The 23,724-nt window shown below is 69.2% G+C and carries 24 protein-coding genes and 1 pseudogene; 14 read left to right on the top strand and 11 right to left on the bottom strand.

What is annotated here, in order from left to right; genetic code table 11:
* Positions 1-37 precede the first annotated feature (37 nt).
* Positions 38-967: a UTP--glucose-1-phosphate uridylyltransferase gene (locus tag ABZ725_RS46375; RefSeq protein ID WP_358808396.1), complete on the bottom strand. Its 930-nt coding sequence runs from the start codon at positions 965-967 to the stop codon at positions 38-40.
* Positions 968-1,111: 144 nt separating this feature from the next.
* The gene (locus ABZ725_RS46370) at positions 1,112-1,498 is read right to left on the bottom strand and encodes a cupin domain-containing protein (protein WP_358808435.1); all 387 of its coding nucleotides are present in this window, start codon (positions 1,496-1,498) and stop codon (positions 1,112-1,114) included.
* A gap of 188 nt (positions 1,499-1,686) precedes the next feature.
* On the opposite strand from ABZ725_RS46370, the gene ABZ725_RS46365 reads away from it, so the two are divergent.
* The 9 genes from ABZ725_RS46365 to ABZ725_RS46325 all read left to right on the top strand — a co-directional run bounded on the left by ABZ725_RS46365 (position 1,687) and on the right by ABZ725_RS46325 (position 11,458).
* The gene (locus ABZ725_RS46365) at positions 1,687-2,430 is read left to right on the top strand and encodes an NAD(P)H-binding protein (protein ID WP_358808395.1); all 744 of its coding nucleotides are present in this window, start codon (positions 1,687-1,689) and stop codon (positions 2,428-2,430) included.
* A gap of 3 nt (positions 2,431-2,433) precedes the next feature.
* Complete coding sequence (gene aceE, locus ABZ725_RS46360; protein ID WP_358808394.1) at positions 2,434-5,088, top strand: pyruvate dehydrogenase (acetyl-transferring), homodimeric type; 2,655 nt, start codon at positions 2,434-2,436, stop codon at positions 5,086-5,088.
* A gap of 48 nt (positions 5,089-5,136) precedes the next feature.
* A complete protein-coding gene (locus ABZ725_RS46355; RefSeq protein ID WP_358808393.1) occupies positions 5,137-6,003 on the top strand; it encodes a class I SAM-dependent methyltransferase in 867 nt (288 codons plus the stop codon).
* A gap of 86 nt (positions 6,004-6,089) precedes the next feature.
* Positions 6,090-6,986, top strand: a complete 897-nt coding sequence (locus tag ABZ725_RS46350) for an RNA polymerase sigma-70 factor (protein WP_358808392.1) — start codon at positions 6,090-6,092, stop codon at positions 6,984-6,986.
* Between the two features lie 120 nt (positions 6,987-7,106).
* A complete protein-coding gene (locus tag ABZ725_RS46345) occupies positions 7,107-7,631 on the top strand; it encodes an Ohr family peroxiredoxin (protein WP_351920431.1) in 525 nt (174 codons plus the stop codon).
* 340 nt (positions 7,632-7,971) lie between these two features.
* Positions 7,972-9,672: an FAD-dependent oxidoreductase gene (locus ABZ725_RS46340; protein ID WP_351920447.1), complete on the top strand. Its 1,701-nt coding sequence runs from the start codon at positions 7,972-7,974 to the stop codon at positions 9,670-9,672.
* 123 nt (positions 9,673-9,795) lie between these two features.
* Complete coding sequence (locus ABZ725_RS46335) at positions 9,796-10,545, top strand: SDR family oxidoreductase (protein WP_358808391.1); 750 nt, start codon at positions 9,796-9,798, stop codon at positions 10,543-10,545.
* A gap of 127 nt (positions 10,546-10,672) precedes the next feature.
* Positions 10,673-11,272, top strand: a complete 600-nt coding sequence (locus ABZ725_RS46330; RefSeq protein ID WP_358808390.1) for a YceI family protein — start codon at positions 10,673-10,675, stop codon at positions 11,270-11,272.
* A gap of 15 nt (positions 11,273-11,287) precedes the next feature.
* On the top strand, positions 11,288-11,458 hold the full coding sequence (locus ABZ725_RS46325) for a hypothetical protein (RefSeq protein WP_358808389.1): 171 nt from the start codon (positions 11,288-11,290) through the stop codon (positions 11,456-11,458).
* A 43-nt stretch (positions 11,459-11,501) separates the two neighbouring features.
* Here ABZ725_RS46325 and ABZ725_RS46320 read toward each other — a convergent pair.
* The 4 genes and pseudogenes from ABZ725_RS46320 to ABZ725_RS46305 form a co-directional block, all read right to left on the bottom strand.
* A pseudogene (locus tag ABZ725_RS46320) lies at positions 11,502-11,612 on the bottom strand (alpha/beta hydrolase); the annotation flags it as partial.
* 49 nt (positions 11,613-11,661) lie between these two features.
* Positions 11,662-12,612 (bottom strand): alpha/beta hydrolase, encoded by a 951-nt coding sequence (locus ABZ725_RS46315; RefSeq protein WP_358808388.1) that lies wholly within the window; start codon positions 12,610-12,612, stop codon positions 11,662-11,664.
* Positions 12,613-12,729: 117 nt separating this feature from the next.
* Complete coding sequence (locus ABZ725_RS46310) at positions 12,730-14,310, bottom strand: cytochrome bc complex cytochrome b subunit (RefSeq protein ID WP_358808387.1); 1,581 nt, start codon at positions 14,308-14,310, stop codon at positions 12,730-12,732.
* 71 nt (positions 14,311-14,381) lie between these two features.
* Entirely contained in the window at positions 14,382-14,645 is a 264-nt protein-coding gene (locus tag ABZ725_RS46305) for a WhiB family transcriptional regulator (protein WP_358808386.1), read from the bottom strand.
* A gap of 232 nt (positions 14,646-14,877) precedes the next feature.
* Between ABZ725_RS46305 and ABZ725_RS46300 the strand changes: the two genes are divergently transcribed.
* Positions 14,878-15,759, top strand: coding sequence for a sigma factor-like helix-turn-helix DNA-binding protein (locus ABZ725_RS46300; RefSeq protein ID WP_358808385.1), 882 nt, complete (start codon positions 14,878-14,880; stop codon positions 15,757-15,759).
* A gap of 175 nt (positions 15,760-15,934) precedes the next feature.
* A complete protein-coding gene (locus tag ABZ725_RS46295) occupies positions 15,935-16,834 on the top strand; it encodes an RNA polymerase sigma-70 factor (RefSeq protein ID WP_358808384.1) in 900 nt (299 codons plus the stop codon).
* Here the strand turns inward: ABZ725_RS46295 and ABZ725_RS46290 are convergent.
* Together ABZ725_RS46290 and ABZ725_RS46285 are read right to left on the bottom strand one after the other, a co-directional pair.
* A complete protein-coding gene (locus tag ABZ725_RS46290; protein WP_358808383.1) occupies positions 16,831-17,679 on the bottom strand; it encodes a sigma factor-like helix-turn-helix DNA-binding protein in 849 nt (282 codons plus the stop codon). The genes ABZ725_RS46295 and ABZ725_RS46290 overlap by 4 nt on opposite strands.
* Positions 17,680-17,892: 213 nt before the next feature.
* Complete coding sequence (locus tag ABZ725_RS46285) at positions 17,893-18,438, bottom strand: MEKHLA domain-containing protein (RefSeq protein WP_358808382.1); 546 nt, start codon at positions 18,436-18,438, stop codon at positions 17,893-17,895.
* Between the two features lie 293 nt (positions 18,439-18,731).
* Between ABZ725_RS46285 and ABZ725_RS46280 the strand changes: the two genes are divergently transcribed.
* Complete coding sequence (locus tag ABZ725_RS46280) at positions 18,732-19,379, top strand: hypothetical protein (RefSeq protein ID WP_358808381.1); 648 nt, start codon at positions 18,732-18,734, stop codon at positions 19,377-19,379.
* 74 nt (positions 19,380-19,453) lie between these two features.
* Here the strand turns inward: ABZ725_RS46280 and ABZ725_RS46275 are convergent, their stop codons facing one another.
* On the bottom strand, positions 19,454-19,792 hold the full coding sequence (locus ABZ725_RS46275) for a hypothetical protein (protein WP_351910483.1): 339 nt from the start codon (positions 19,790-19,792) through the stop codon (positions 19,454-19,456).
* Between the two features lie 76 nt (positions 19,793-19,868).
* Complete coding sequence (locus ABZ725_RS46270; protein WP_358808380.1) at positions 19,869-21,230, bottom strand: NAD(P)/FAD-dependent oxidoreductase; 1,362 nt, start codon at positions 21,228-21,230, stop codon at positions 19,869-19,871.
* Between the two features lie 143 nt (positions 21,231-21,373).
* Here ABZ725_RS46270 and ABZ725_RS46265 point away from each other — a divergent pair, with 143 nt between their 5' ends.
* Together ABZ725_RS46265 and ABZ725_RS46260 are read left to right on the top strand one after the other, a co-directional pair.
* The gene (locus ABZ725_RS46265) at positions 21,374-21,559 is read left to right on the top strand and encodes a hypothetical protein (protein ID WP_358808379.1); all 186 of its coding nucleotides are present in this window, start codon (positions 21,374-21,376) and stop codon (positions 21,557-21,559) included.
* 195 nt (positions 21,560-21,754) lie between these two features.
* The gene (locus tag ABZ725_RS46260) at positions 21,755-23,068 is read left to right on the top strand and encodes an RICIN domain-containing protein (RefSeq protein WP_358808434.1); all 1,314 of its coding nucleotides are present in this window, start codon (positions 21,755-21,757) and stop codon (positions 23,066-23,068) included.
* Between the two features lie 64 nt (positions 23,069-23,132).
* On the opposite strand, the gene ABZ725_RS46255 is transcribed toward ABZ725_RS46260, so the two are convergent.
* The gene (locus ABZ725_RS46255) at positions 23,133-23,627 is read right to left on the bottom strand and encodes a hypothetical protein (protein WP_358808378.1); all 495 of its coding nucleotides are present in this window, start codon (positions 23,625-23,627) and stop codon (positions 23,133-23,135) included.
* Between the last annotated feature and the right edge of the window lie 97 nt (positions 23,628-23,724).

Below are 23,724 nucleotides of genomic sequence, written 5' to 3'. Positions count from 1 at the left end.
GGCCGCTCGCCGAGGCGGGCGGCCCGTCAGCGGCGGGTCAGGCGTCGGCTTCCGCCTGGAGCGCGGCCGCGGGATCGTCGTCGAGTCCCGCGACCAGGCCGCGCAGGACGGGGCCGTACTCCGGGTGGGCGAGGGCGAACGCCATCTGGGCGACCAGGTAGTCGGCCGGGTTGCCGGTGTCGTACCAGCGGCCCTTGATGACCTGCCCGTACACCGCGCGGGTGGCGGCATAGGCGTTGATGGCGTCGGTCAGATAGACCTCGCCGGTCCGGTGCTCGTACCAGCGGCGGGTCTGCTCGCGCAGTTCGTCGATGATGCCGGGGGTGACCACATAGCCGCCGATGGCCGCGTACGAGGACGGCGCGGAGGCGGGCTCGGGCTTCTCGACCAGGCCGGTGATGCGCAGTTGGCCGCCGCCGAGGTCCTCCTTGACGATGGGCACGCCGTAGCGCTGGGAATGGGTGGGGTCCATCGGCAGGAGGGCCAGCACCGGGCAGCCGGTCTGTTCGTACGCGCGGATCAGCTGCTGGGCGCGAGGGACGTCGGCCACGAAGACGTCGTCGGGCCACAGCACCAGCACCGGCTCGTCGCCGAAGGCCCGGGCGGCGTTCAGCACCGGGGTGCCGTTGCCGTACGGGCCGTACTGGTCCAGGTAGGTGATGTGACCCCGCCGGGCCAGCTCCGCGACCTCTTCGACGGCGTCCGCGTAGGCCGTCTTGCCGTCCGCCCGGAGTTGTTCGACGAGGGCGGGGTTGGGGCGGAAATGGTCCTGGATGAGGCTCTTGCCGCCGGAGACGACGATGGTGATGTCGGTGATGCCGGAGTCCACCAGCTCACGGACGGTGTGCTCGATGACCGGCTTGTCGCCGACCGGGAGCATCTCCTTCGGGGTCGCCTTCGTCAGGGGCAGCAGACGGGAGCCGAGTCCGGCGGCGGGGATGACAGCCCTGCGGATCGTCGGGGACATCACGTCTCTTTCGGTCGAGCGGCGCACCGTGCCGGTCGGCAGGGTGCGTTCCGACGCTACCCGTCGGGGGCGTTCTCAACGATGGCTGCCGTGCACCACGGCCATGCCGGGGTGCACGGCGACCGCGCTGCACGGCAGAACGGATCAGGCCGTGGGGCGCGGAGCTCGCAGATGGGCGCGCTGCGCGAGTTCCTCCTCGTCGACCAGCGTGAGCATCGGCCGGCCCGGCGCGCACAGCATGGTGACGACGAACCGGCAGGGCGCGTCCGTGCTCGCGTTGCCGTCCTGGTAGTGGATCACGTCGCCGCCGGGCTCCCAGAACGTCTCGCCGGCCTTGACGACCCGTTCCGGATCGCCCTCCAGCTCGAAGCGCACCTCGCCCTCGATCACATAGCCGAAGGCCGGTCCCGAGTGGCGGTGCGGAGGGGTGCCGGACGCTCCGGGCGGCCACTCGACCAGGAGGGTCATGCCCGAGGCGCCCTCGGGGATGTGGGGCGGCTTGGCGTCCTGCAGCACCGTCGCCGCGGTCATCCACGTCTCGGAGTTGCTTGCCACTGTGTGCTCCTCGGTCGTCGGTGCAGTCGGTTTCCCTGCGCTCGGGCGCTGTCACCAGGAAAGACCGGGCACACGCTGCGTCTGTGACAGCCGTCGGTGTCACAACAGTGGGGTGCGGCCTGTCGTAGCTGGTGCACATGGCCGACTCCTCGGAAGGGACCCCCATGAAAATCGTCGTCGCAGGCGCCACCGGGCTGATCGGCTCCAGGACGGTCGCGAGGCTCCGTGACCACGGGGTGGAGGCCGTGCCCGTGTCACGCGGGCACGGCGTCGACCTGATCACGGGGAGCGGCCTCGACGAGGCCATGCGCGGCGCCGAGGTGGTGGTGGACGTCACCGACGCGCCCGCACGCACCGAGGACGCCGCTCTGCGGTTCTTCCGCACGGCTTCGGCCAACCTGCTCGCCGCCGCGGCCACGGCGGGCGTCGAGCATCACGTCGTCGTGTCGATGGTGGGGGCCGAGCGGCTGCGGTCGGGGTACTTCCGCGCGAAGCTGCTGCAGGAGGAGCAGGTGCGGCACTCCCCGATCCCGCACTCGATCGTGCGGGCCGCGCTGTCCTTCGAGTTCGTCGAGGCCATGGCGCTCGCGGACGCGCACCGGGACGGGGTCCATGTCGTGCCCGCGCCGGTGCAGCCGGTCGCGACGGGCGACATCGCCGCCGCGCTCGCGCATGTCGCCGTGGGACTGCCGCTGTTCGGCACGCTCGAGGCGGTCGGTCCCGAGGAGTACCGCCTGGACGACCTCACGGCGAAGCTCCTGGCCGCCAAGGGCGACGCCAGGGATGTCGTCCCCGATGAGCGCGCCGGACTGCTCGGCGCCAATGTGCACGACGAGCGCACGCTGCTGCCCGGCCCGCAGGCCCATATCTGTCACACGACGTTCGACGCGTGGCTCGGGGAGCGCTGACCGATGAGCGAGCTCGACCAGTTGCCCGACCGTGACGCCGAGGAGACGCGGGAGTGGCAGGCGTCGCTCGACGCGGTCGTCCGGCATGCCGGGCCCGACCGCGCCGGGTATCTGCTGCGGCGCGTGCACGAGTTCGCGGCCAGGTCCGGAGTGACCCTCCCGGGGCTGCTGTCCTCGGACTACATCAACACGATCCCGGCGTCGTCCCAGCCGCCCTACCCGGGCGATCTCGCCATGGAGTCCCGTATCACCGCGCTGAACCGGTGGAACGCGGCCGCGATGGTGACCCGCGGTTCCCGCCTGGGCCTCGGCGGCCACATCTCGACCTACGCGTCGGCGGCCTGGCTCTACGAGGTCGGGTTCAACCACTTCTTCCAGGGCAAGGAGGGTGCCGGAGGCTCCGGGGACCAGCTGTTCCTGCAGGGGCATGCGTCGCCCGGCATCTACGCGCGGGTGTTCCTGGAGGGCCGGCTGCGTGCGGAGCAGCTGGACGGTTTCCGGCGGGAGGCCGACGGGCACGGCCTGCCGTCCTACCCGCACCCGAGGCGGCTGCCGTGGCTGTGGGAGTTCCCCACCGTCTCCATGGGGCTGGGGCCGCTCGCCGCCGTGTACCAGGCCCGCTTCAACCGCTACCTGCACGACCGGGGCATCAAGGACACGTCCGGGTCGCATGTCTGGGTCTTCCTGGGCGACGGGGAGGTGGACGAGCCCGAGTCGACGGCCGCGCTGGAACTCGCCGCCCGCGAGGGTCTCGACAACCTCACCTTCGTCGTCAACTGCAACCTCCAGCGGCTGGACGGTCCGGTGCGGGCGAACTTCAAGATCGTGCAGGAGCTGGAGGCCCGGTTCCGGGGTGCGGGCTGGCATGTGGTGAAGACGCTCTGGGGCGAGGCCTGGGACCCGGTGCTGCGCCAGGACACGGACGGCTCCCTGGTCCACCGTCTCGGCGAGGTGCCCGACGCACAGCTCCAGACGTATGCCGCACGGGACGCCGCCTATATACGCAAACACTTCTTCACGGGCGATACGTTGTCACACCTTTCGGCCGGCCTGAGCGACGCGCAGCTCACCGATCTCTTCACGAACTCCCGGGGCGGACACGAACCGCTCAAGGTCCACGCCGCCTACCGGGCCGCCGTCGACCACCGGGACGGACCCAGCGTCGTCCTGGCCCAGACGGTCAAGGGCCACACGCTGGGGTCGGGCTTCGAGTCCCGCAACGCCAACCATCAGATGAAGAAGCTGACGATGGCCCAGTTCCGTGAGATGCGCGACCTGCTGGAGCTGCCCATCCCCGACCGTGCGCTGAGCGGGGACCTGGTGCCGTACTGGCACCCCGGCGAGGATGCGGAAGAGGTGCGGTACCTGCGGGAACGCCGTACGGCTCTCGGCGGCCCGGTCCCGGTACGCAGGGTGGTGGCGAGGCCGCTGGAGCAGCCGCCGTCCGGCCCCTTCGAAACCCTCCTCAAGGGCTTCGGCACCCAGGAGGTGGCCACCACCATGGCGCTGGTCCGGCTGGTCAAGGACCTGATGCGGGTCGAGGGGACGGGACGGCGCTGGGTGCCCATCATCCCCGACGAGGCACGTACGTTCGGGATGGAGTCCCTGTTCCCGACGGCCGGGATCTACTCGCCGAAGGGCCAGACCTACGAGCCGGTCGACATCGATCAGCTGCTGCACTACCGGGAGGCCAAGGACGGCCAGCTCATCGACGAGGGCATCACCGAAGCCGGGTCGCTGGCCGAGTTCACGGCGGCGGCGACGTCGTACGCCACGCACGGCGAGCCTATGATCCCCTTCTACATCTTCTACGCCATGTTCGGATTCCAGCGCACCGGCGACCAGTTCTGGGCCCTGGCCGACCAGATGGGCCGCGGTTTCGCCGTCGGGGCGACGGCCGGCCGTACGACGATGACCGGCGAGGGCCTCCAGCACGCGGACGGCCACTCCCACCTGCTGGCCTCCACGAACCCCGCCGCCGTGAGCTATGACCCCGCCTTCGCGTACGAGATCGCGGTGATCGTCCGGGAAGGGCTGCGCCGGATGTACGGCGACCGGCCGGAGGACGTCTTCTACTACCTGACGGTCTACAACGAGCCGAAACGGCAGCCGGCCATGCCCGTCGGACCGTCGGTCGAGGGGGGGATCCTCAAGGGCGTCTACCGCTTCCGGCGGGCGGCGCCCCACGACGCGGGGCCGACGATCCAGCTGCTGGCCTCCGGCACGGCCATCCACTGGGCGCTGAAGGCCCAGGAGCTGCTGATGTCCGACTGGGGAGTCCACGCCGACGTCTGGTCGGTGACGTCCTGGACTGAGCTGCGCCGCGACGCGCTGTGCGCGGACCGGGCGCGGCTGCGGGGCGAGGAGCGCGTCCCGTACGTGACGGCGGCGTTGTCGGGCGCCCGCGGGCCCGTCCTGGCGGTCAGCGACTGGATGCGGCAGGTGCCGGACCAGATCAGCCAGTGGGTGGAGCAGGACTACTCCTCGCTGGGCACGGACGGCTTCGGGCTGTCGGACACGCGTGACGCCGTGCGCCGCTATTTCCGGGTGGACGCCGAGTCGATCGTCGTCGCGGCCCTGGACCGGCTGGCGCGCACCGGCGAGGTCGCCCCGGACGCGGTGGTCCGGGCGCGCGACCGCTACGGCTGGGTGGGGTGAGGACCGTGCCCGGTGTCACAGATGGGGCGGATGACCGGTCTGTTAGATATGTACACTTCTCTAGTAGATGCCCCGATAAAGACACCGATAAAGACACCGATCGAGACTCCGATCGAGACTCCGATCGAGACGCTGACCGACGATCTCGGCCGGGAGCGGCAGGACGACTACGCGATCAGCGCCGAGTTCTACGACATCCTGCAGGCCGAGCGGGACGAGGCCCGGGTACGACGTCTCTACCGCGGTCATGTCGGCAGCGCCCGTCTCGGTGTGCTGGACGTCGGCGCCGGGACCGGACGGGTCACACTGATGAGCCTGATGGAGTCACGCGTTGCGGTGCATGCCGTCGAGCCCGCGCGTTCGATGCGTTCCCCCTTGATGACACGGCTGGCAGCCCTGCCCGCGGGTCTGCGGATGCGGGTCACGGTGCACCCCTGCACCCTCGACGAGGCCGCGCTGCGCGGGGTGGCGGACGTCGCCGTGTGCCACAACACGATCGCCTGTCTTCACCCGGCTGCGCGGCGGGCCCTGTGGCCGGCCGTGGCCGAGGCGCTCGTGCCCGAAGGCGTACTGCTCGTCCAACTCCCGCCCGCCCGCCTTCCGTTGCGCGAGACCACGTATGTGTTCCCCGCCCAGCGGGTGGGCCAGCACGAGTACGGCGGACTGATGCGTTCGTCGGCGGACGGGAACCGCATCCGGACCCGCTTCTGCTACTGGGTGCGGGGTGAGGGTGGTGCGGGCGATGTGCTGCGCGAGCACACCGAGACGTTCTGGATGTGGCCGGCCTCCCGTGCGGAGCTGATCGGGGAGCTGGGCGAGTGCGGCTTCGCTCCCGTGCCCGAACGCACCGAACGCACCGATCGTGCCGTGCTTGCAGTACGGCTCGGGCCGATGGGTGCGTTCGGGCAGCGATGACACTTGTCCGAACCGACCGTGGGGAGCCCCGAGCACACCGTCCCACGACGGCTTGTAGCATGATGTCCCAACGTTGGAGGACACATATGCGCACCGGTGATGACGCAAACTCTCTCGATCAGGCGACGAGGGATTTCATCGCGGCGCGTCCCCAACTCTTCGGCATCGCGTACCGCGTGCTCGGCAGTGCGGTGGAGGCCGAGGACATCGTCCAGGAGGCGTGGGTGCGGTGGCAGACCACCGACCGCAGCGACGTCCAGGAGCCCACGGCGTTCCTGGCCACGATCACCGTCCGACTGGCGATCAACCTGGCCCAGTCCGCCCGGATGCGGCGTGAGTCGTACGTGGGCCCCTGGCTTCCCGAGCCGGTGGACACCAGCGTGGATCCGCAGATCGGCGCGGAGCGGGCGGAGGCCGTCGACCTCGCGGTGCTCTTCCTGCTGGAGAAGCTGAACCCGGCGGAACGGGCCGCCTACGTGCTGCGGGAGGCCTTCGACTACCCGTACAAGCGGATCGCGGAGATCCTGGAGACGAGTGAGGCCAATACGCGCCAGTTGGTGAGCCGCGGCCGCAAGCATCTGTCGGCGGAACGCAGCGAGCCGGTCGACTCCACCGCGCACCGGCGTCTGCTGGAGGTGTTCCTCGCGGCGGCGCAGACCGGCGATCTGGCGGTGCTCGAGGACCTTCTGACGACGGACGTGGTCAGCTACTCCGACGGCGGCGGAATCCGCGGCGCGTCCAAGATCCCGGTCGTCGGGCGTTCGCGCGTCGCCAAGTACCTCGCCGCCTTCGCCCCGCGTTTCTGGCCTCAGGCAGACGTTCGCTGGGTCGAGGCCAACGGCCGGCCGGCCGTCCTCGTCTCGTTCGACGGGAACGCGGCTGCGTTGCTGTGCGTCGAGGCGACGGCACAGGGCATCGAACGCATCATGTGGGTGATGAACCCGGCCAAGCTCGCGCCTTACGTCGCCTCGCTGAGCAGCTGAGGCGTCCTTTCCGTCCGCCGCGTCGGCGGTGTCACACGACAGGTGACTCGTCGGTCAACTGGCTGTCCGGAATCCGGGGCTGCTCTCACGACCGGCCCACGACGCGAAGGCGAACGGTACATGGCATCTGGTCCAGTTGATCACGGCAGCGGCGAGCCGATCGGGCTGCCCGATCTGTCCACCGAGAAGGACTTCGAAGGAGACTCCTTCGCCCCGCTCTACACCACGACGGTGACGGTGAACGGCGGGTCGGCCAGTCACGGACGCGCCTCGGGACGAGCGCGCTCGACCGACGGCGTCCTGGACCTCGACCTGCGGATGCCCGCCGAACTGGGCGGCGACGGCCAGGGAACAAACCCCGAACAGCTGTTCGCCGCCGGTTTCGCCGCCTGCTTCCACGGCGCGCTGAGCCTGGTGGCACGACAGGCCGCGCTCGACCCCACCACGATCTCCGTGGCGGCGACCGTGGCCTTCGGGCGGGACCCGGGAGACGGCGGCTATCTGCTCCGCGTCGACCTGGTGGTCACATGGCCGAACGTCGATCCCGAGCGCGCCGCCCCACTCCTGGAGAAGGCCGACTCGCTGTGCCCCTACGCGAGGATGGTCTGGCAGGGCACACCGGCCACCATCACACTGGCCCCCTGACGGCCCCCCAGCATGTGACAACGCACAACGCGCTGCACCCTCACCCAGGGCCTGCCCGGCGGATCATGCCGGAGACGCGGGGTCTGGCACGCCCGCCTGCGGCGTTGTCGTCGGTTGCCGACGCTCCGCGTCGACGCCCTCCTCCGCCTTGCAGTCGCACGCACCAGACCCCGCTCACCCGCGCTCATCAGTCACCGCTGCTTTCCTCCGACTTGATCCGCCGGACAGGCCCTGGTGGGAGACACCCCTGTCACAGATCCCGGGACTTCCTGGTCGTACTGAGTGACCAACCCGGCGATCGGAGTAGACCGTGGCTATCACCGAACAACGTCTTTCCACCATGGTGCTGGTGATCGGCACCGGAGGTGCTGGCCTGCGAGCATCGATCGAACTGGCCGAAGCCGGTATCGACGTCCTCGCGGTCGGCAAGCGCCCCAAGGAGGACGCTCATACGGCACTCGCTGCCGGAGGCATCAACGCGGCCCTGGCCACCATGGACCCCGAGGACAGCTGGCAGCAGCATGCGGCCGACACTCTCAAGGAGAGTTATCTGCTGGCCGACCCGCACACCGTCGAGATCGTGACGCAGGGCGCCGCCCGGGGCATCGACGACCTCGAACGCTATGGCATGGCCTTCGCCCGGGAGGAGGACGGCCGGATCTCGCAGCGCTTCTTCGGCGCGCACAAGTTCCGGCGCACCGCCTTCTCCGGCGACTACACAGGCCTGGAGATCCAGCGCACGCTGATCAGGCGCGCCGAGCAGCTGGACATCCCCATCCTCGACGGCGTCTACATCACCCGGCTGCTGGTGGACGACGGCACCGTCTTCGGCGCCTACGGCTTCGATCTCACGGACGGCACGCGCTATCTGATCCACGCCGACGCCGTCATTCTCGCGGCGGGCGGCCACACCCGGATCTGGCGGCGCACGTCCTCGCGGCGCGACGAGAACACGGGTGACTCCTTCCGCCTGGCCGTGGACGCCGGTGCACGCCTGCGCGACCCCGAGCTGGTCCAGTTCCACCCTTCCGGGATCATCGAGCCGGAGAGCGCGGCCGGCACCCTGGTCAGCGAGGCCGCCCGGGGCGAGGGCGGGATCCTGCGCAACGCGCTCGGGGAGCGGTTCATGAACCGCTACGACCCCGTCCGCATGGAGCTGTCCACCCGCGACCGGGTGGCGCTGGCCGCCTACACGGAGATCAAGGAGGGACGTGGGACCCCGAAGGGCGGCATCTGGCTCGACGTCTCCCACCTGCCCCGGCAGACGATCATGACGCGGCTGCCCCGGGTCTACCAGACCCTGCTGGACCTGCAGATGCTGGACATCACCCGCGAGCCGATCGAGATCGCGCCCACCGCGCACTACTCGATGGGCGGGGTGTGGGTGCGTCCCGAGGACCACAGCACGGACGTGCGCGGCCTGTACGCCATCGGCGAGGCCTCCAGCGGGCTGCACGGCGCCAACCGGCTCGGCGGGAACAGCCTCATCGAGCTGCTGGTCTTCGGCCGTCTCACCGGCCGGGCGGCCGCCGCCTACTCGGAGTCCCTGACCGCGCACCCGCGCTCGGCGTCGGCGATCGCACAGGCCCGCGCGGAGGTCGAGGACCTGCTGGCGGCCGACGGGTCGGAGAACGTGCGCGCCCTGCAGCGCGCCATCCGCAACACGATGACCGAGCATGCGGGAGTCGTACGCGACGAAGAGGGGCTGCGGACCGGGCTGGAGGAGCTGGCGGCGATCGAGAAGCGGATGGAGGACGTCGGCGTCCACCCGGACATCGCCGGCTACCAGGACCTCGCGCACGCCTTCGATCTCAAGTCCGCCGCCCTGGCCGCCCGGGCCACGCTCGAAGCCGCACTGGAGCGTCGCGAGACGCGCGGCTGTCACAACCGCAGCGACTATCCCGACATGGATCCCGCTCTGCAGGTCAATCTCGTGTGGTCGCCGACGACCGGAATCACCCACGAGAGCATTCCGGCGATCCCGGACGAGATTTCCTCCCTCATGCAGGACGTCTCGACCGAGGGAAAGCTCGTCGAATAAATTTCCCGTCGATTTTCGCGCACCTCGTGTCACAACCGGGGCCGTTGCCCTGTCTCATCTAGTGCAGATAGTGCAGGCCGATTTCGGTGCTGGCACCGCTAAAACCTACGAGAGGAATCCGTCATGAAGGTCGTAGTGATCGGTGGAACCGGGCTCATCGGTTCGAAGGTGGTCGGCAAGCTGACCGAGCACGGGCACGAGGCGGTCGCCGCCGCGCCCAACACCGGCGTCAACACGCTGACCGGCGAGGGGCTGGCCGAGGTACTGAAGGGCGCGTCGGTCGTGGTCGACGTGTCCAACTCCCCCTCGTTCGAGGACCAGGCCGTCATGGACTTCTTCCGTACGTCCACGACGAACGTCCTCAAGGCGGAGGCCGAGGCCGGCGTGACGCACCACGTGGCGCTGTCCGTGGTCGGCACCGATCGCCTTCAGGACAGCGGGTACTTCCGCGCCAAGCAGGCTCAGGAGGAGCTGATCAAGGCGTCCGGGATCCCCTACACGATCGTCCACGCCACCCAGTTCTTCGAGTTCATGAAGGCGATCGCGGCCGAGGCCACCGACGGCGACACCGTGCGTCTGTCCCCGGCCAAGATCCAGCCCATCGCCTCGGACGACGTGGCCGCGGCGGTCGGCCGGGCCACGGTCGGCGCCCCGGTCAACGGCGTGGTGGAGGTCGCGGGCCCGGAGGCGTACCCGCTCGACGCGCTCGTCCGCAAGGCGCTCGCCGCCAAGAACGACCCCCGCACGGTGGTCACGGACGTGCACGCCACGTACTTCGGCGTCGAGCTCAAGGAGGACACGCTCCTGCCCGGTCCGGACGCGCACATCGCCGAGACCAAGCTCGCCGACTGGGCTGCCGCGCAGCAGCGGTAGGCCCCCCGCGGGTGGCCCCTGCCTCCGGGCGGGGGCCACCTTGCGTTCCGGCCGCGGACAATCCGTTCCCACAGTGAGCCGGAATTCATTCCTGTCTGAGATTCACCCGGAAAGGATCCGGCCCGCCATGCAGAACCGCACGGAAACCACCATTCCCCTTACCGTCAGTCCCTACGAAGGGCTGACCGGTGTCTACGCCATTGATCCGGTCCACAGCACGATCGGTTTCTCCGTCCGGCACGCGATGATCAGCAATGTGCGCGGAAAATTCACCGCATTCGAAGGAATTCTCAAGCTGGACGGGTCCGATCCCGTCCGGTCCGAGGCCTACCTCAGCGTCCAGACCGGCAGTGTGGACACGGGTTCTGCGGAGCGGGACGCGCATGTCGCCGGCCCGGACTTCTTCGACTCGACGACGTTCCCCCTCATGAGCTTCCGTTCCACCGGGGTCGTCGACGCCGGCGACGACCGGTTCCGTCTCACGGGATCCCTGCGGATCAAGGACGTCGAGCTGCCCGTCCAGATCGACCTCGAGTTCGGCGGATCGAGCCAGGACTCCTACGGACAGCATCGCGTCGGCTTCGAGGGCACGGCCACGCTGCAGCGCTCCGACTGGGGGCTGGGCTGGAACACGGCCCTGACCACCGGTGGGGTCCTGATCAGCGACAAGGTCAAGCTGCTTCTCGACGTCTCCGCGGTGCAAGTGGACCAGGCCGACGCCGCCTAGATCAGGGAGACCAGGATGACCTCAGTCACCGAGAACCATGTCGACATCGCGGCCACAGTCATGTCACTGGCCGCGGAAGCCACCGAGCTGCACACGCGCGTCGACGAGCTCCGCCAGGAACTCGTCGACCTCGACGAGCGGATGGCAGCCCTCTCCGAGGCTCTGCACCGGCTTCCTTCCCTCTGAACGAACGAAAGGGCGGGGCGGCAACTCTGCCGCCCCGCCCTTCTGCGTGCGAGGCCCGGACCTCCACCGTGTGCGCCTTGGCACGCTCGGCCATGAACGTCTGCGCCTGCGGCGGGATGTTGAGGTCCTCGGTGGCCACCAGGACCTTGGGGACGTCCGCGGCGAACTGGCCGAGGCAGGGGTTTCGGCCGTGTCCGGATGGCTCAGTCGCGGTGCAGGGCGGTGCGCAGGGTGTGAACGGCCAGCTCCACAGCGGCAGTCGTGGCCTGGGTGGAGCGCAGCGGGTTGAGCATCATGAAGTCGTGCAGGGTGCCGTTGACGCGGATGTTCGTGGTGGCGACCCCGGCCTGGGTCAGCCTGCGGGCGTACGCCTCGCCCTCGTCCCGCAGCACATCGCTCTCGTCGACGACGACGAGCGCCGGCGGCAGCCCCCGCAGCTCCTCCAGGCTCGCCCGCAGCGGCGAGGCGGTGATCTCCGCCCGCTGGGCGGGGTCGGTGGTGTAGCAGTCCCAGAACCAGGCCATGGCCTTCGCCGTGAGGTAGGGCCCGTCGGCGAACTCCCGGTAGCTGTCGGTGTTCTGGGCCGCGTCCGTGACGGGGTAGTACAGCGACTGGTGCACGAAGGTCACGTCACCGCGCTGCTTGGCCATGAGGGTCAGGGCGGCGGTCATGTTGCCGCCCACCGAGTCGCCGGCGACGGCCAGACGGGAGGCGTCCAGGCCCTCGGCGGCGCCCTTCGCGGTGATCCACCGGGCGGTCGCGTACGCCTGCTCGATGGCGACCGGGTATCTGGCCTCCGGGGAACGGTCGTACTCGACGAACACGACGGCGACGTCCGCCCCGACCGCCAGCTCGCGCACCAGACGGTCATGGGTACCGGCATTGCCGATGACCCAGCCGCCCCCGTGCACGTACAGGACGACCGGCAGTGCGCCCTCGGCGCCGACGGGCCTGACGACGCGTATCCGCACATCGCCGACCTCGGCGGAGACCGTGAACCACTTCTCCTCCACGTCCGGCTTCTCGATCGGCGCGGCCTGCAGGTCGTCCAGGACCTTGCGGGCGCCCTCCGGGCCGAGCTCGTACAGGAACGGCGGGTTGGCCGTCGCGTCCGCGAGCTCCTGAGCTGCAGTCTCAAGAACGGGCTTGATCATGAGTTGCACTCCTTGGGTCGGCAGGCTGTCACCTGCTTTCACCTTTAAAGACAGGGCAGATGCTGACGCTGTGACAAGCACCGCGGAAAAAGGGCCGACGACGCCGAGACGGGAGGTTCAGTGTTTGCCGGTGATCTCCTTGTACTCCTGCTCGGTCGGCTTGGGGATCTGTGCGTCCTCGCCGTAGAAACCCCGGCTGAGTCGCACGCGCAAACGCTGGGAAAGACGGGATCCGTTCTCCGGGCCGGCCGGGATCGGCTGGTACTGCTCGTGCCGCGTGAGCGCGTGGAGTCTTTCCTGGCTGAGCGGCTCGTGCACCTCGACGAACTCGCCGTGCGGAAGCCGCTTGACGATGCCGGTCTCACGGCCGTGCAGCACTTTGTCACGGTCCTGGCGCTGGAGGGCCAGCGCAATCCGACTCGCCACGACATAGGCCAGCACCGGCACGACGAAGAGAGCGATGCGAACCGCCCATGTGACCGATTCGAACGAGATGTGCAAGCGAATGGCGATGATGTCGTTCGCGGCGCCGATCGTGGCCACCAGATAGAAACTGAGCCAGGCGACCCCCAGTCCCGTCCGCACCGGGCGATTGCGCGGCCTGTCGAGGATGTGTTGATCACGATCGTCGTCGGTCACCCAGGCCTCGATGAACGGATAGGCGCCCATGGCGAGAAAGAGACCCAGGCCCACCGACAGCGGGATCAGGTTGTCCAGAGCCAGGGTGTGACCCCAAAGAGCGATCTCCCAGCCAGGCATGACGCGCAGCAGCCCGTCCGCCACGCCCATGTACCAGTCGGGCTGCGATCCGGCCGAGACCTGGTCGGCCCGGTAGGGCCCGTACGCCCAGACCGGGTTGATCTGCGCGACCGCGGCCATGACGAAGATGACTCCGGAGACCAGGGAGAAGTAGCCGGCGGATTTCACGACGCGGACCTTGAGCGGAACTCCGACCACGTTCTTGTTCGTACGCCCCGGACCCGGATATTGGGTGTGCCGGTGGCGGAGAACCAGGATCAGATGGGCCACGAGCAGAGCCACCATGAGGGCCGGGATGAGCAGGACGTGGATCGTGTTGAAGCGCGCCACCAGATCGTTGCCCGGGAACTCGCCGCCGAAGAGGAACATCGAGATGTAGGTTCCGACGATCGGTATGGAGAGGATCGTTCCGTGCACGACCATGAGTCCGGTCCCGGAGAGAAGGTCGTCCGGCAGGTCGTATCCCGTCAGCCCTGCGAACATTCCGAGGACGAGCAGCAGGAATCCGAAGACCCAGTTGATTTCCCGGGGCTTACGGAAGGCGCCGGTGAAGAACACGCGCATCATATGGACGAGCATGGCGCCGACGAAGACCAGTGCCGCCCAGTGGTGAGCCTGCCGGATCAGCAGTCCGCCGCGGACGTCGAAGGAGATGTGCATGGTCGAATTGAACGCCTCCGACACCAACTGGCCGCGCAGCGGTGCGTAGCTGCCGGTGTACTCCACCTGGTTCATCGACGGATGGAAGTACAGCGTCAGATACACGCCGGTCACGATGATGATGATGAAGCTGTAGAGGCAGATCTCGCCCAGCATGAACGACCAGTGGTCCGGAAAGGCCTTACGCGCTTTCGCCCTGACCTGGCTGTAGACACCCAGGCGCCCATCGGCCCATGCGGCAACCCTTTCCCCTTTTTCCATCCCCTTACCACCGTTCATGAATCGTCCAGAAGTGTCTTGGAATCAGCAAGGTGCACAGCAAGGTGCACGCCTCTGTGCGGCGGCTGCCGTCACGCCGCGGTGGCGACCGTGTCCTTGGTCGGACGGATCCTGCGCCGCCTGAGCGCACGGCGTTCGCTCTCCGTCATGCCACCCCAGATGCCTTCGACCTGCCCCACCTCCACGGCCCAGTCGCGGCACTGCTCCATCACGGGGCAACGGCCGCACACGGCCTTGGCCTCTTCGATCTGGTCGAGTGCCGGGCCGGTGTGTCCGACGGGGAAGAACAGATCAGGGTCTACACGCAGGCAAGCCGCCCGCTCGCGCCAATACACGGAGTAGCCTCCTCGTCCAGCAGCCAGGGGAGAACAAGCCGCTTTCTCGTCTCCGCGAGGCGGTACCGGTTGCTGCCCATGAGACCGCGCAACGGGCACATCTGTGACAGGCGGCCGCGTCCATATGTCCGGTGTCACAACATCAAGGGGTGCCCGGTCTAACTGGTTGAGCCGAATCGAAGGAAGTGTGTCGTGCGCGAGGACTCGCTGAAGCCGTCAGGGAGGTTGCCGTATGGACCAGGCTGACACGGCGCCGATCGGGGAGTTGCTCGACGAGCGCCGGTACCTGCTGGACGTCGCCTACTGGATGCTGGGCAACGCCGATGAGGCGGAGGACGTCGTCGAGGAGGCGTACCGCCGGTGGTACGGGCTGTCGGACGCGGCGCGCGCCAAGATCACCGCGCCCCGGTCGTGGCTGGCGAAGACCGCGGGCGGGATCTGCCTGAGCCGGCTCCCCCTGCCGGGCCGGGCTGCGGCCGGACCGAAGCAGGGACACCGCACACCGGCCCAGGCCCCGGAAGGAGCGCAGGCGAGGTTGGGGGAGGAGGTGAGTCGGGTGCTGTTGGACGCGTTGGACTCCCTGACCCCGGCCGAGCGGGCGGCGTTCGTCCTCAACGACGTCTTCGGGATGACGCCCCGCACGGTCGCCGACATCGTCGGGCGGACCGAACCCGAATGCGCCGCACTGGCCGACCGCGCCCGGGACAGTGTCCGGCTGCATCGTTCACATCCCACCAGCCCGGAAGAACACGACGCGCTCGCGCATGCCGTGCGGCGGGCCTGTGTCACCCAGGACGCCGAGCTCCTGGTGTCGCTGCTGTGTCCCGACGCCACGGCGTTCTTCGACGGCGGGGGCAAGGTACGGGCCCTGGCCAGGCCCGTCCACGGCAGCGGGCCCGTCGCCCGCAGTCTCCTGACGCTCCTGGCCCACCGGCCCCGCACCACGTTGGCCACGCATTCCGTGAACGGCCGCACCGGCCTCGTGACCCGCTACGACGACCAGGTTGCCGCCGTCATCACCCTCGACGTCGCCGACCACCACGTCACCCAGGTCTGGGCCGTCCTCAACCCCGACAAACTCCACCTCTGGAACCAACCACCCACACTCCACTGAGCAACAACATGTCAGTGCTCGATGGGCCGCGAAAACACCGTATGCCTTGGCGAGTCGGGCTCCTCCGACGGCTGTCTGCAGATCCGCTGCTCCGTTCTGTCACAGGATCGGGTCGCGCCCGGTCTATGCAGCAGATGCGATTGGAGCAGCCATGTCTTTGAGCGACCCCACGACCATGCATCACGCACCGTCCCCCACGACCGGCGACCTCGAAGAGGCTGTCTCTGTCTTCATCGAGCACCGGAAGCGTCTCTTCGGGATCGCCTACCGCGTGCTCGGCAGCGCCGTGGAGGCCGAGGACGTGGTCCAGGAGGTGTGGCTGCGTTGGCAGAAGACGGACCGCTCGGTGGTGCTGAACCCGGTCGCCTTCCTCTCCAGCGCCACGACCCGCCTGGCCATCAACGTCGCAGAGTCGGCGCGGGTGCGCCGGGAGACCTACATCGGACCGTGGCTGCCCGAGCCCGTCGACACGAGCTCGGACCCGGAGGTGGGCGCACAGCGCGCGGAGGCGCTGGAAATGGCCCTTCTGCTGGTGCTGGAGAGACTGAGCCCGACCGAGCGCGCCGCATACGTGCTGCGTGAGGCGTTCGACTACACCTATCCCGAGATCGCTGCGATCCTCCGGCTCAGCCTCGTCAACGTGCGGAAGATCGTCAGCCGTGCGCGTAAGCATCTGGCGGACGAGCACCGCGAGACCGTGGACACCACGGAGCACCGGCGCCTTCTCAATGCCTTCGTCTCAGCAGCTCAGACGGGGGACGTGGCTTCACTGGAAGCCCTGCTCACCCCCGACGCCGTCAGTCTGTCCGACGGCAACGGCATGCGGGGCGCCGCCCGTGTCCCGGTTGTGGGGCGGGCGCGCGTGGCCAACCTGTCGACGGCCTTCCCCCGGTTCTGGCCGGAGGCGGACCCCAGGCCGGTCGACGCCAACGGCCGCACCGGCGTGCTGATCTACCGGAACGGCGAGCCCGCCACGTTCATGACGATCGCCGCCTCGGACGAAGGCATCCACAAGGTGATGTGGGTGTTCAACCCCAGCAAGATCGCCGCTTTCCTCGAGTCGAGCTCCCGCTAGCTGCGTGGTTGGTTCCAGAGGTGGAGTTTGTCGGGGTTGAGGACGGCCCAGACCTGGGTGACGTGGTGGTCGGCGACGTCGAGGGTGATGACGGCGGCGACCTGGTCGTCGTAGCGGGTCACGAGGCCGGTGCGGCCGTTCACGGAATGCGTGGCCAACGTGGTGCGGGGCCGGTGGGCCAGGAGCGTCAGGAGACTGCGGGCGACGGGCCCGCTGCCGTGGACGGGCCTGGCCAGGGCCCGTACCTTGCCCCCGCCGTCGAAGAACGCCGTGGCGTCGGGACACAGCAGCGACACCAGGAGCTCGGAGTCCTGGGTGACACAGGCCCGCCGCACGGCATGCGCGAGCGCGTCGTGTTCTTCCGGGCTGGTGGGATGTGAACGATGCAGCCGGACACTGTCCCGGGCGCGGTCGGCCAGTGCGGCGCATTCGGGTTCGGTCCGCCCGACGATGTCGGCGACCGTGCGGGGCGTCATCCCGAAGACGTCGTTGAGGACGAACGCCGCCCGCTCGGCCGGGGTCAGGGAGTCCAACGCGTCCAACAGCACCCGACTCACCTCCTCCCCCTCCGCCTCCCGCTCGGCACGCTCGTCCGGCGGGTCGACGGCCAGGTCGGGCAGGGGAAGGCGGCTCAGGCAGATCCCGCCGGCCGTCTTCGCCAGCCATGACCGGGGCGCGGTGATCTTGGCGCGCGCCGCGTCCGACAGCCCGTACCACCGGCGGTACGCCTCCTCGACGACGTCCTCCGCCTCACCCGCACTGCCCAGCATCCAGTACGCGACGTCCAGCAGAAAGCGACGCTCGTCGAGCAACTCCCCGATCGGCACCGCGTCAGCCTGATCCATACGGCAACCTCCCTCTCGTGCCGGTTGCACGCCTGACCGGCACGACACCCCGGCGCTGCTCGGCCGGGATGTTCGGCGACGCGACTTCGCGCACGGGCCCCTCTTCTTCTGTCGGCTCGTCAGCTTGACCGGAGACCGGCGGAGGTTGTGACACCGCCCCATCGAAAGCGCGAAGCCACGGCCGGACTCACCGCCGGCGACGCGGCCGGGCGGTCAGCCCGCGTCGGTCGACATCGGCCGCACCGGCGGGGACCAGTCACGGAAGACCGCGGCCTGCCCTCGGTTGTCTCCCTCGGGGCCGAGGAGGTCCCACATCGTCACGTCCTTGATCCAGAACTCTTCGCCGGTCCTGGTCATGCGCAGCCCGGTGTAGCCGTCGGCGAAGCCGTGTTCATGTGCGGCGCGGACGAAGTCGTCCCGGTCCTCCTGGTGGTGCGAGGAGGCCGACAGCCGGGACGGCATGGCGGTGAACTCCTCCCAGGAGTAGCCGAAGCACTGCTGGGCCGTGCGGTTGGCATAGCAGAACGTGGGGTCGGGGCCCGGGCCGTGGGCGAGCAGTCCGAAGGGCGCGTCGGCGTAGAGCCAGCGGGCCGCTTCGTGCGGTGAGGTCCAGTGAGGGGGACAGAGGGGGCGGCCGGTCAGGGCGAGGTGGCTGCTCAGCAGCAGCTCGGCGAAGGCGGCGCCGCGCGCAGCCGCAGCCGCAGGGGGACCGAAAGGGCTGGACACGCCGGCGCCGGCGTCATGGAACAGCTCGGCCATGGGATACACCCTTCCCTCGCAAGCGTCTGTCCGCGCATGCGGCTGCTTGCGCGGGGCACGCCGTCGGCCTGCGCGAATCACACTATCTGACACTGTCCCGCATCGACCGGTGAACAGTTCAACCTTGTCAGGTCGTGACCTGAGGCGAAGCGCAGGCCCGGTCCACGTACCGCCCCCGTAATCAGAGTGAGTCACTGCATATGATGTCAGGTGGACACATTCCCGCGTTCAGACCGAGCGGCACCGCACATGAGTCGGCGCGCGGCACGAGGGGCTGAGGATGAGAGGAACACATGGTCTCTGTAACCCATGCAGCAACCCATGCGGCGCATGACATCGAGGTCACCACCGAGAGCCTGCAGGAGGACCTGGCCCGTCTGCAGATCCAGAAGCAGGCGCTGGAAAGGGAGTTGGCCGCGGTCGTGGCCCATCTCGGCTCGGTGCAGAGGGCCCTCAGCGCTCTCGAGACGCTGATGCGCCACCCGGTCGCCGCGGTACCGAGCACGGCAGGTGCCGCAGGTGTGCAGGTGCGGCCGGAGCAGGCCGTGGAGACCGCCGAACCGCACACCGACCGTGCCTCCGCCGTGCCTGCGGACACTGCCGCGGAGGCGGCCGCACAGCCGCGGAAGCGCCAGGGCGGCAAGGACGCGAAGGGTCCGGCGGCCGCCGGACCCGACCTGGGCGGGAAGTCGTACGCGGACGCGAACGCGGACTCGGACGCGGACTCGCAGAGGCAGTACGGCAAGCTCACCGAGCAGATCATGGAGTACTTCGCCGGCGTCGGCGACGCCGATGTGCGGGCTCGTGATGTCGCGGCGGCTCTCGGCCGTGACACCGACAGCGGAAGCATCAACGGCGTCCGCAGCACCCTCGACCGTCTGGTCGGCACCTCGCGCGTCCAGCGGAGCGGCCGGGGCCTCTACCGTGCGAGGCGTTCCTAGAGGTTCGTTCAGCCCTACGCATCCCCGCGCGCCTCTACGCACCCGTGCACGCCTCTACACACCCCTGCCCACCCCTACGCGCCCATGATCACCGCGACGCACACCCAGATCATCGCCACGGTGATCAGGGTCATGGCGATCAGCGTGCCTCGTAGCCATCGTCCGAAGCGGATGTGGTGTTTCTCTTCGACCCCGCCGATGGCATCGGCGATGTGCTCGGTCACCATGCGGGCGACGTACCTCTGCTCCTCGACGTACCACCGCTCGAGGTGTTTCTTCTGCTCCCGGGTCAGCCCCGGCGCCCGTGCGGTGAACTCCGCCACGCGCTGATGTGCCGCTCGTAGGTGAGCCTCCCAGTACAGGAATGTCTCGATGTCGGTCAGGCCGCGCGCGGCCTCCTCACTCGCGTCCATGGTGTGCTCCAGAGGGAAGGCGATGACGAGCAGGTGGGAGCGCCGAGCGCCGCCGAGCCGCGCTCGTCGAAGCGGCTCACGCGGCCGGGCGGTCGCTCGCCCGGCTCCGGCTCCCGTCGGGGGACTGAGGCCGGCCGCTCGCGACGAACGCGTCCCGTGGGTGCTGCACCGAGGCCAGGGAGACGAGATCCCGGCCGAAGAGGGCGGCGGTCAGCCAGACGGTCAGCACCCGGACCTTGCGCTCCCAGGTGGGCACCGCCAGGACGTGGTAGCCCCGGTGCATGAGCCAGGCGGGGAAACCCTTGATGACGATGCCCTTGTACTGGAAGATGCCGCGCCCGAGTCCCAGGGTCGCCACCACGCCCAGACTGCTGTGGCGGTAGTCGCGGACCCTCCCCCCGCGCAGGTCGGCCGCGATGTTCTTCGCCAGGCGCCTGCCCTGCCGCACCGCGTGCTGGGCGTTCGGCACCGTGCGCGCGCCCGGCAGGGGCACGGCGAGGTCGGGGACGGCCGCGTCGTCTCCGGCCGCCCACACATCCGGCACCGGCTCGCTGTCGGTGCCCACCCGGAGATCGGGACGGACCACGAGCAGGCCGCGCTCGTCGACCGGCAGATCGGTGTGGTTGTGCACGACCGGGTTCGAGGCGTTGCCGGCGGTCCAGACGACCAGGGCGGAATCGAACTCCTCTCCCGAGGAGAGCACGACGTGCCCGTCCTCGACGGAGACGAGCTGCGTGTTCAAGTGGACGTGCCCGCCCCGGCGTTCCAGCGACCGCACCACCCAGGCGCCGGGCCCGTCCCCCACCTCGGGCAGGATCCGGCCCCGGGCCTCGACCAGGTGGAAGGACAGTTCGCCGAAGCTCAGCTCCGGATAGGACTTGAGCATGGCGGTCGCCAGCGACAGCAGCTCGCCGAAGCCCTCGACGCCGGAGAACCCGCCGCCCACGAACGTGACGGTGAGCAGTTTCCGCCGTTCGGGCCCCGGCGGCAGCGACGCCGCCTGGTCGAAGGCGGTCAGCAGCCGGTCGCGGATGGCCACCGCCTCCTCCACGTGCTTCAGGCCGATCGCCTCCTGCGCCAGCCCCGGTATGGGGAAGGTGCGGGTGACAGCGCCGGCGGTGACCACAAGGGTGTCGTAAGAAAGTTCGTAGTCGGCTCCGTTGACGGGCCGGACGGTGAGTTTCCGGTCCGCGTGACGGATCTCCGTGACGCTCCCCGCGATCAGCCGGGTGCGGTGCAGGTGCCGTCGCAACGACACCGCGGCATGCCGTGCCTCGACCGATCCGGCCGTCACCTCGGGCAGGAACGGCTGGTAGGTCATATAGGGACGCGGGTCGACGACGGTGACCCGCGCCTCGCCCGAACGCAGCGACTTCTCCAGGCCCCATGCGGTGTAGAAGCCCGCGTAGCCACCACCGACGATCACAATCTCACGCATGATTCCCTCTGCTCGTTGGTCGACACCTGTTAGACCGGACGGGCCCAGGAGGTGTGACAGACCACGGTTGCCACACCGTGGCGACCGGGCGGACGATGGAGGCAGCGGTACCCGCGCAAGCCCTACCCGTACGAGGCACGACCATGGCGAGCGAACCTACCTTCTTCGAACTGGGCGTGGCCGACCCCGGGCGCGGTCGCACCTTCTACGGAGCCCTGTTCGGCTGGACCTTCGAACCCGGCCCCACCGGTCACGGCTTCGCCATCACGACCGACGGCCTGCCGGGCGGTATACACGGCGGCGACGAGGCGGCCGCCCCGTATCACTGAGCGCTGCACGGTGCACGGTGAACAGTGCACGATGAACGGTGGACGGTTTTCACTGTGAGTTCGGGCAGGGAGTCTGGCGCAACACCCGGCACTTTCGATATGTCATGCCTCTGACATCACTAAGTGCTGGAGTGAGAGGAAACTCGCGTGCACCTGCGCCCCCTGCGCGCCCTGTGCGGCACCGCCGCGCTCGCCCTGACCCTGCCCGTCCTGTCGGCCGGCCAGGCCTCGGCCGCCGTCCCCGCGTACTCGGTCTATCTGCAGAACTACACCACCGGTCTCCATGCGGCCGACAGCGGCGGCACGGTCGCCGCGCACAATCCCAAGGGCAACGAGGACCACCAGCAGTGGACCCCGGTCGCGGTCAGCGGCGGCTACCAGTTGCGGAACGCGGACGAGTCGGGCGTCTGCCTCGGCCGCAGCGGCACGTCCGCGGTGACCGCCGCCTGCGGCGCGGACGGCACCACCTGGACGATCGCGTCCGGCGCCGACAGCACCTACACCGTGAGCGTCCCGGGCACCACGCAGTACCTCACCGGGTCCGCCGCCGACTCCAGCGCCGTGCAGCTGGGCTCGGCCGGCGATCTCGCCCGCTGGTACCTCACCCCGGTGACGTACGCGACCGCCTCGATGCCCTCCGCCGACACCCGCACCCTCGACCAGGTCACCTTCCTCACCGCCCACAACGCCTTCGCCAACGGGGCCGACGGCAACTTCGCGTCGTTCCCGGTCAGCCTGTTCCCCAACCAGAACCGCGGCGTCGCCCAGCAACTCGGCGACGGCGTCCGCGGCTTCATGCTGGACGACTACGCCGTCTCCGGGCAGGCCGTGCTGTGTCACAACAGCTGCGACGGTGTGAGCAACCCGGTCCCGCTCGCCACCGATCTGCAGCGCATGGTCGACTTCCTCAAGGCCAGTCCGGGTCAGGTCGTCACCGTGTTCCTCGAGGACTACGCCTCCTCCGACGTGCTGAAGTCCTCCCTGGCCTCCGTGAACGGCCTGTACGACGTGCTGTACCGGCCCGACCAGGAGGGCGTGGCGACCAGCGGCTGGCCGACCATGGCCGACCTCGCGGCACGCGGCAAGCAACTGCTGATCTTCAGCGACCGGACCCGCGCGAGCGACACCGCCAACGGCTGGACCACCCGTGACACCTTCGGTGTGATGTACCAGCGCGAGTGGACCGTCGAGAACTACTGGTCCATGGGCGCCGGACTCGGCGACTCCGACTGGTCCTGCTACAGCCGCTGGGGCACCGGCCGGCCGCTGACCGTGACCTCGTCCGCCTTCCACCCGCTGTTCGTGATGAACCACTTCAGGGACTACACGATCGGCTCCACCGCCCGGACCGACAACGGCAAGCTCGTCAACCGCGCACAGAATTTCTGCACGCCCGCCGCGCGCAAGAAGCCCAACTACCTCGCCGTGGACCGCTACGACCTGGGCTCCCCCACCCCGCTCGACACGGTCGGCACCCTCAACTCCTACATCCTCGCCCCGGGACAGTGAGCGACGGCCCGCCGCCCGCGACCGCACCGGGCGGCGCGGCCGTGCCGTCCCGGGGCTCCCGTCGTCAGAAGACGAACGGGCCGGGGGACAACGAGCTCTTCGCCACACAGTTGATCGTGATCCCGAAGAACACCATGCGCAGCGAGTACAGGCCGAGGGAGTAGGAGTCCAGGGTGTCGCCCGGTGCCACCGTGCCGCTGAGCGGGCCGAGGACGAACGGGGTGCCCACACTCGTGAACGGGTTGGTCGTCCCGGTGAACTCGGTCGTCTCCCAACCGTTCTTAACAAGCACCAGGGTGGACGTCACACTGTTCGTCTGAATCGGGAGCGGGGCGGTCAGCGAGGACAGGGTGATCGTGATCGTCGCCCCGCTGCCGGACTGGGTGGCCGTGAAGTACGCGGCCGTCGACGGGCCCCAGACTCCACAGTCGTACTGAGCGGTGGCCGAGTCCGGCGTCACGGCGCCCGCCCCGGGCGCCGACGCCACGCTCCCGACCAGCAGGGCGGCGGAGGCGGCGGCGACCAGGGCTGCACGTGACTTACGCGTCGTAGGTCTCATGGGTCACTCCAGGTCAAGTCCGGTCAAGTCGGCTCAGGCATTGCCTCATTGAGGCGCAGAGACCGCAAGAAGGGAAGAAGCACGAACCCACGAACCC

The organism is Streptomyces sp. NPDC006872, from assembly GCF_040635845.1.
GTDB lineage: Bacteria > Actinomycetota > Actinomycetes > Streptomycetales > Streptomycetaceae > Streptomyces.
The sequence above is the reverse complement of the archived record's forward strand: the minus strand, read 5'-3'. Positions and strand labels throughout refer to the sequence as shown.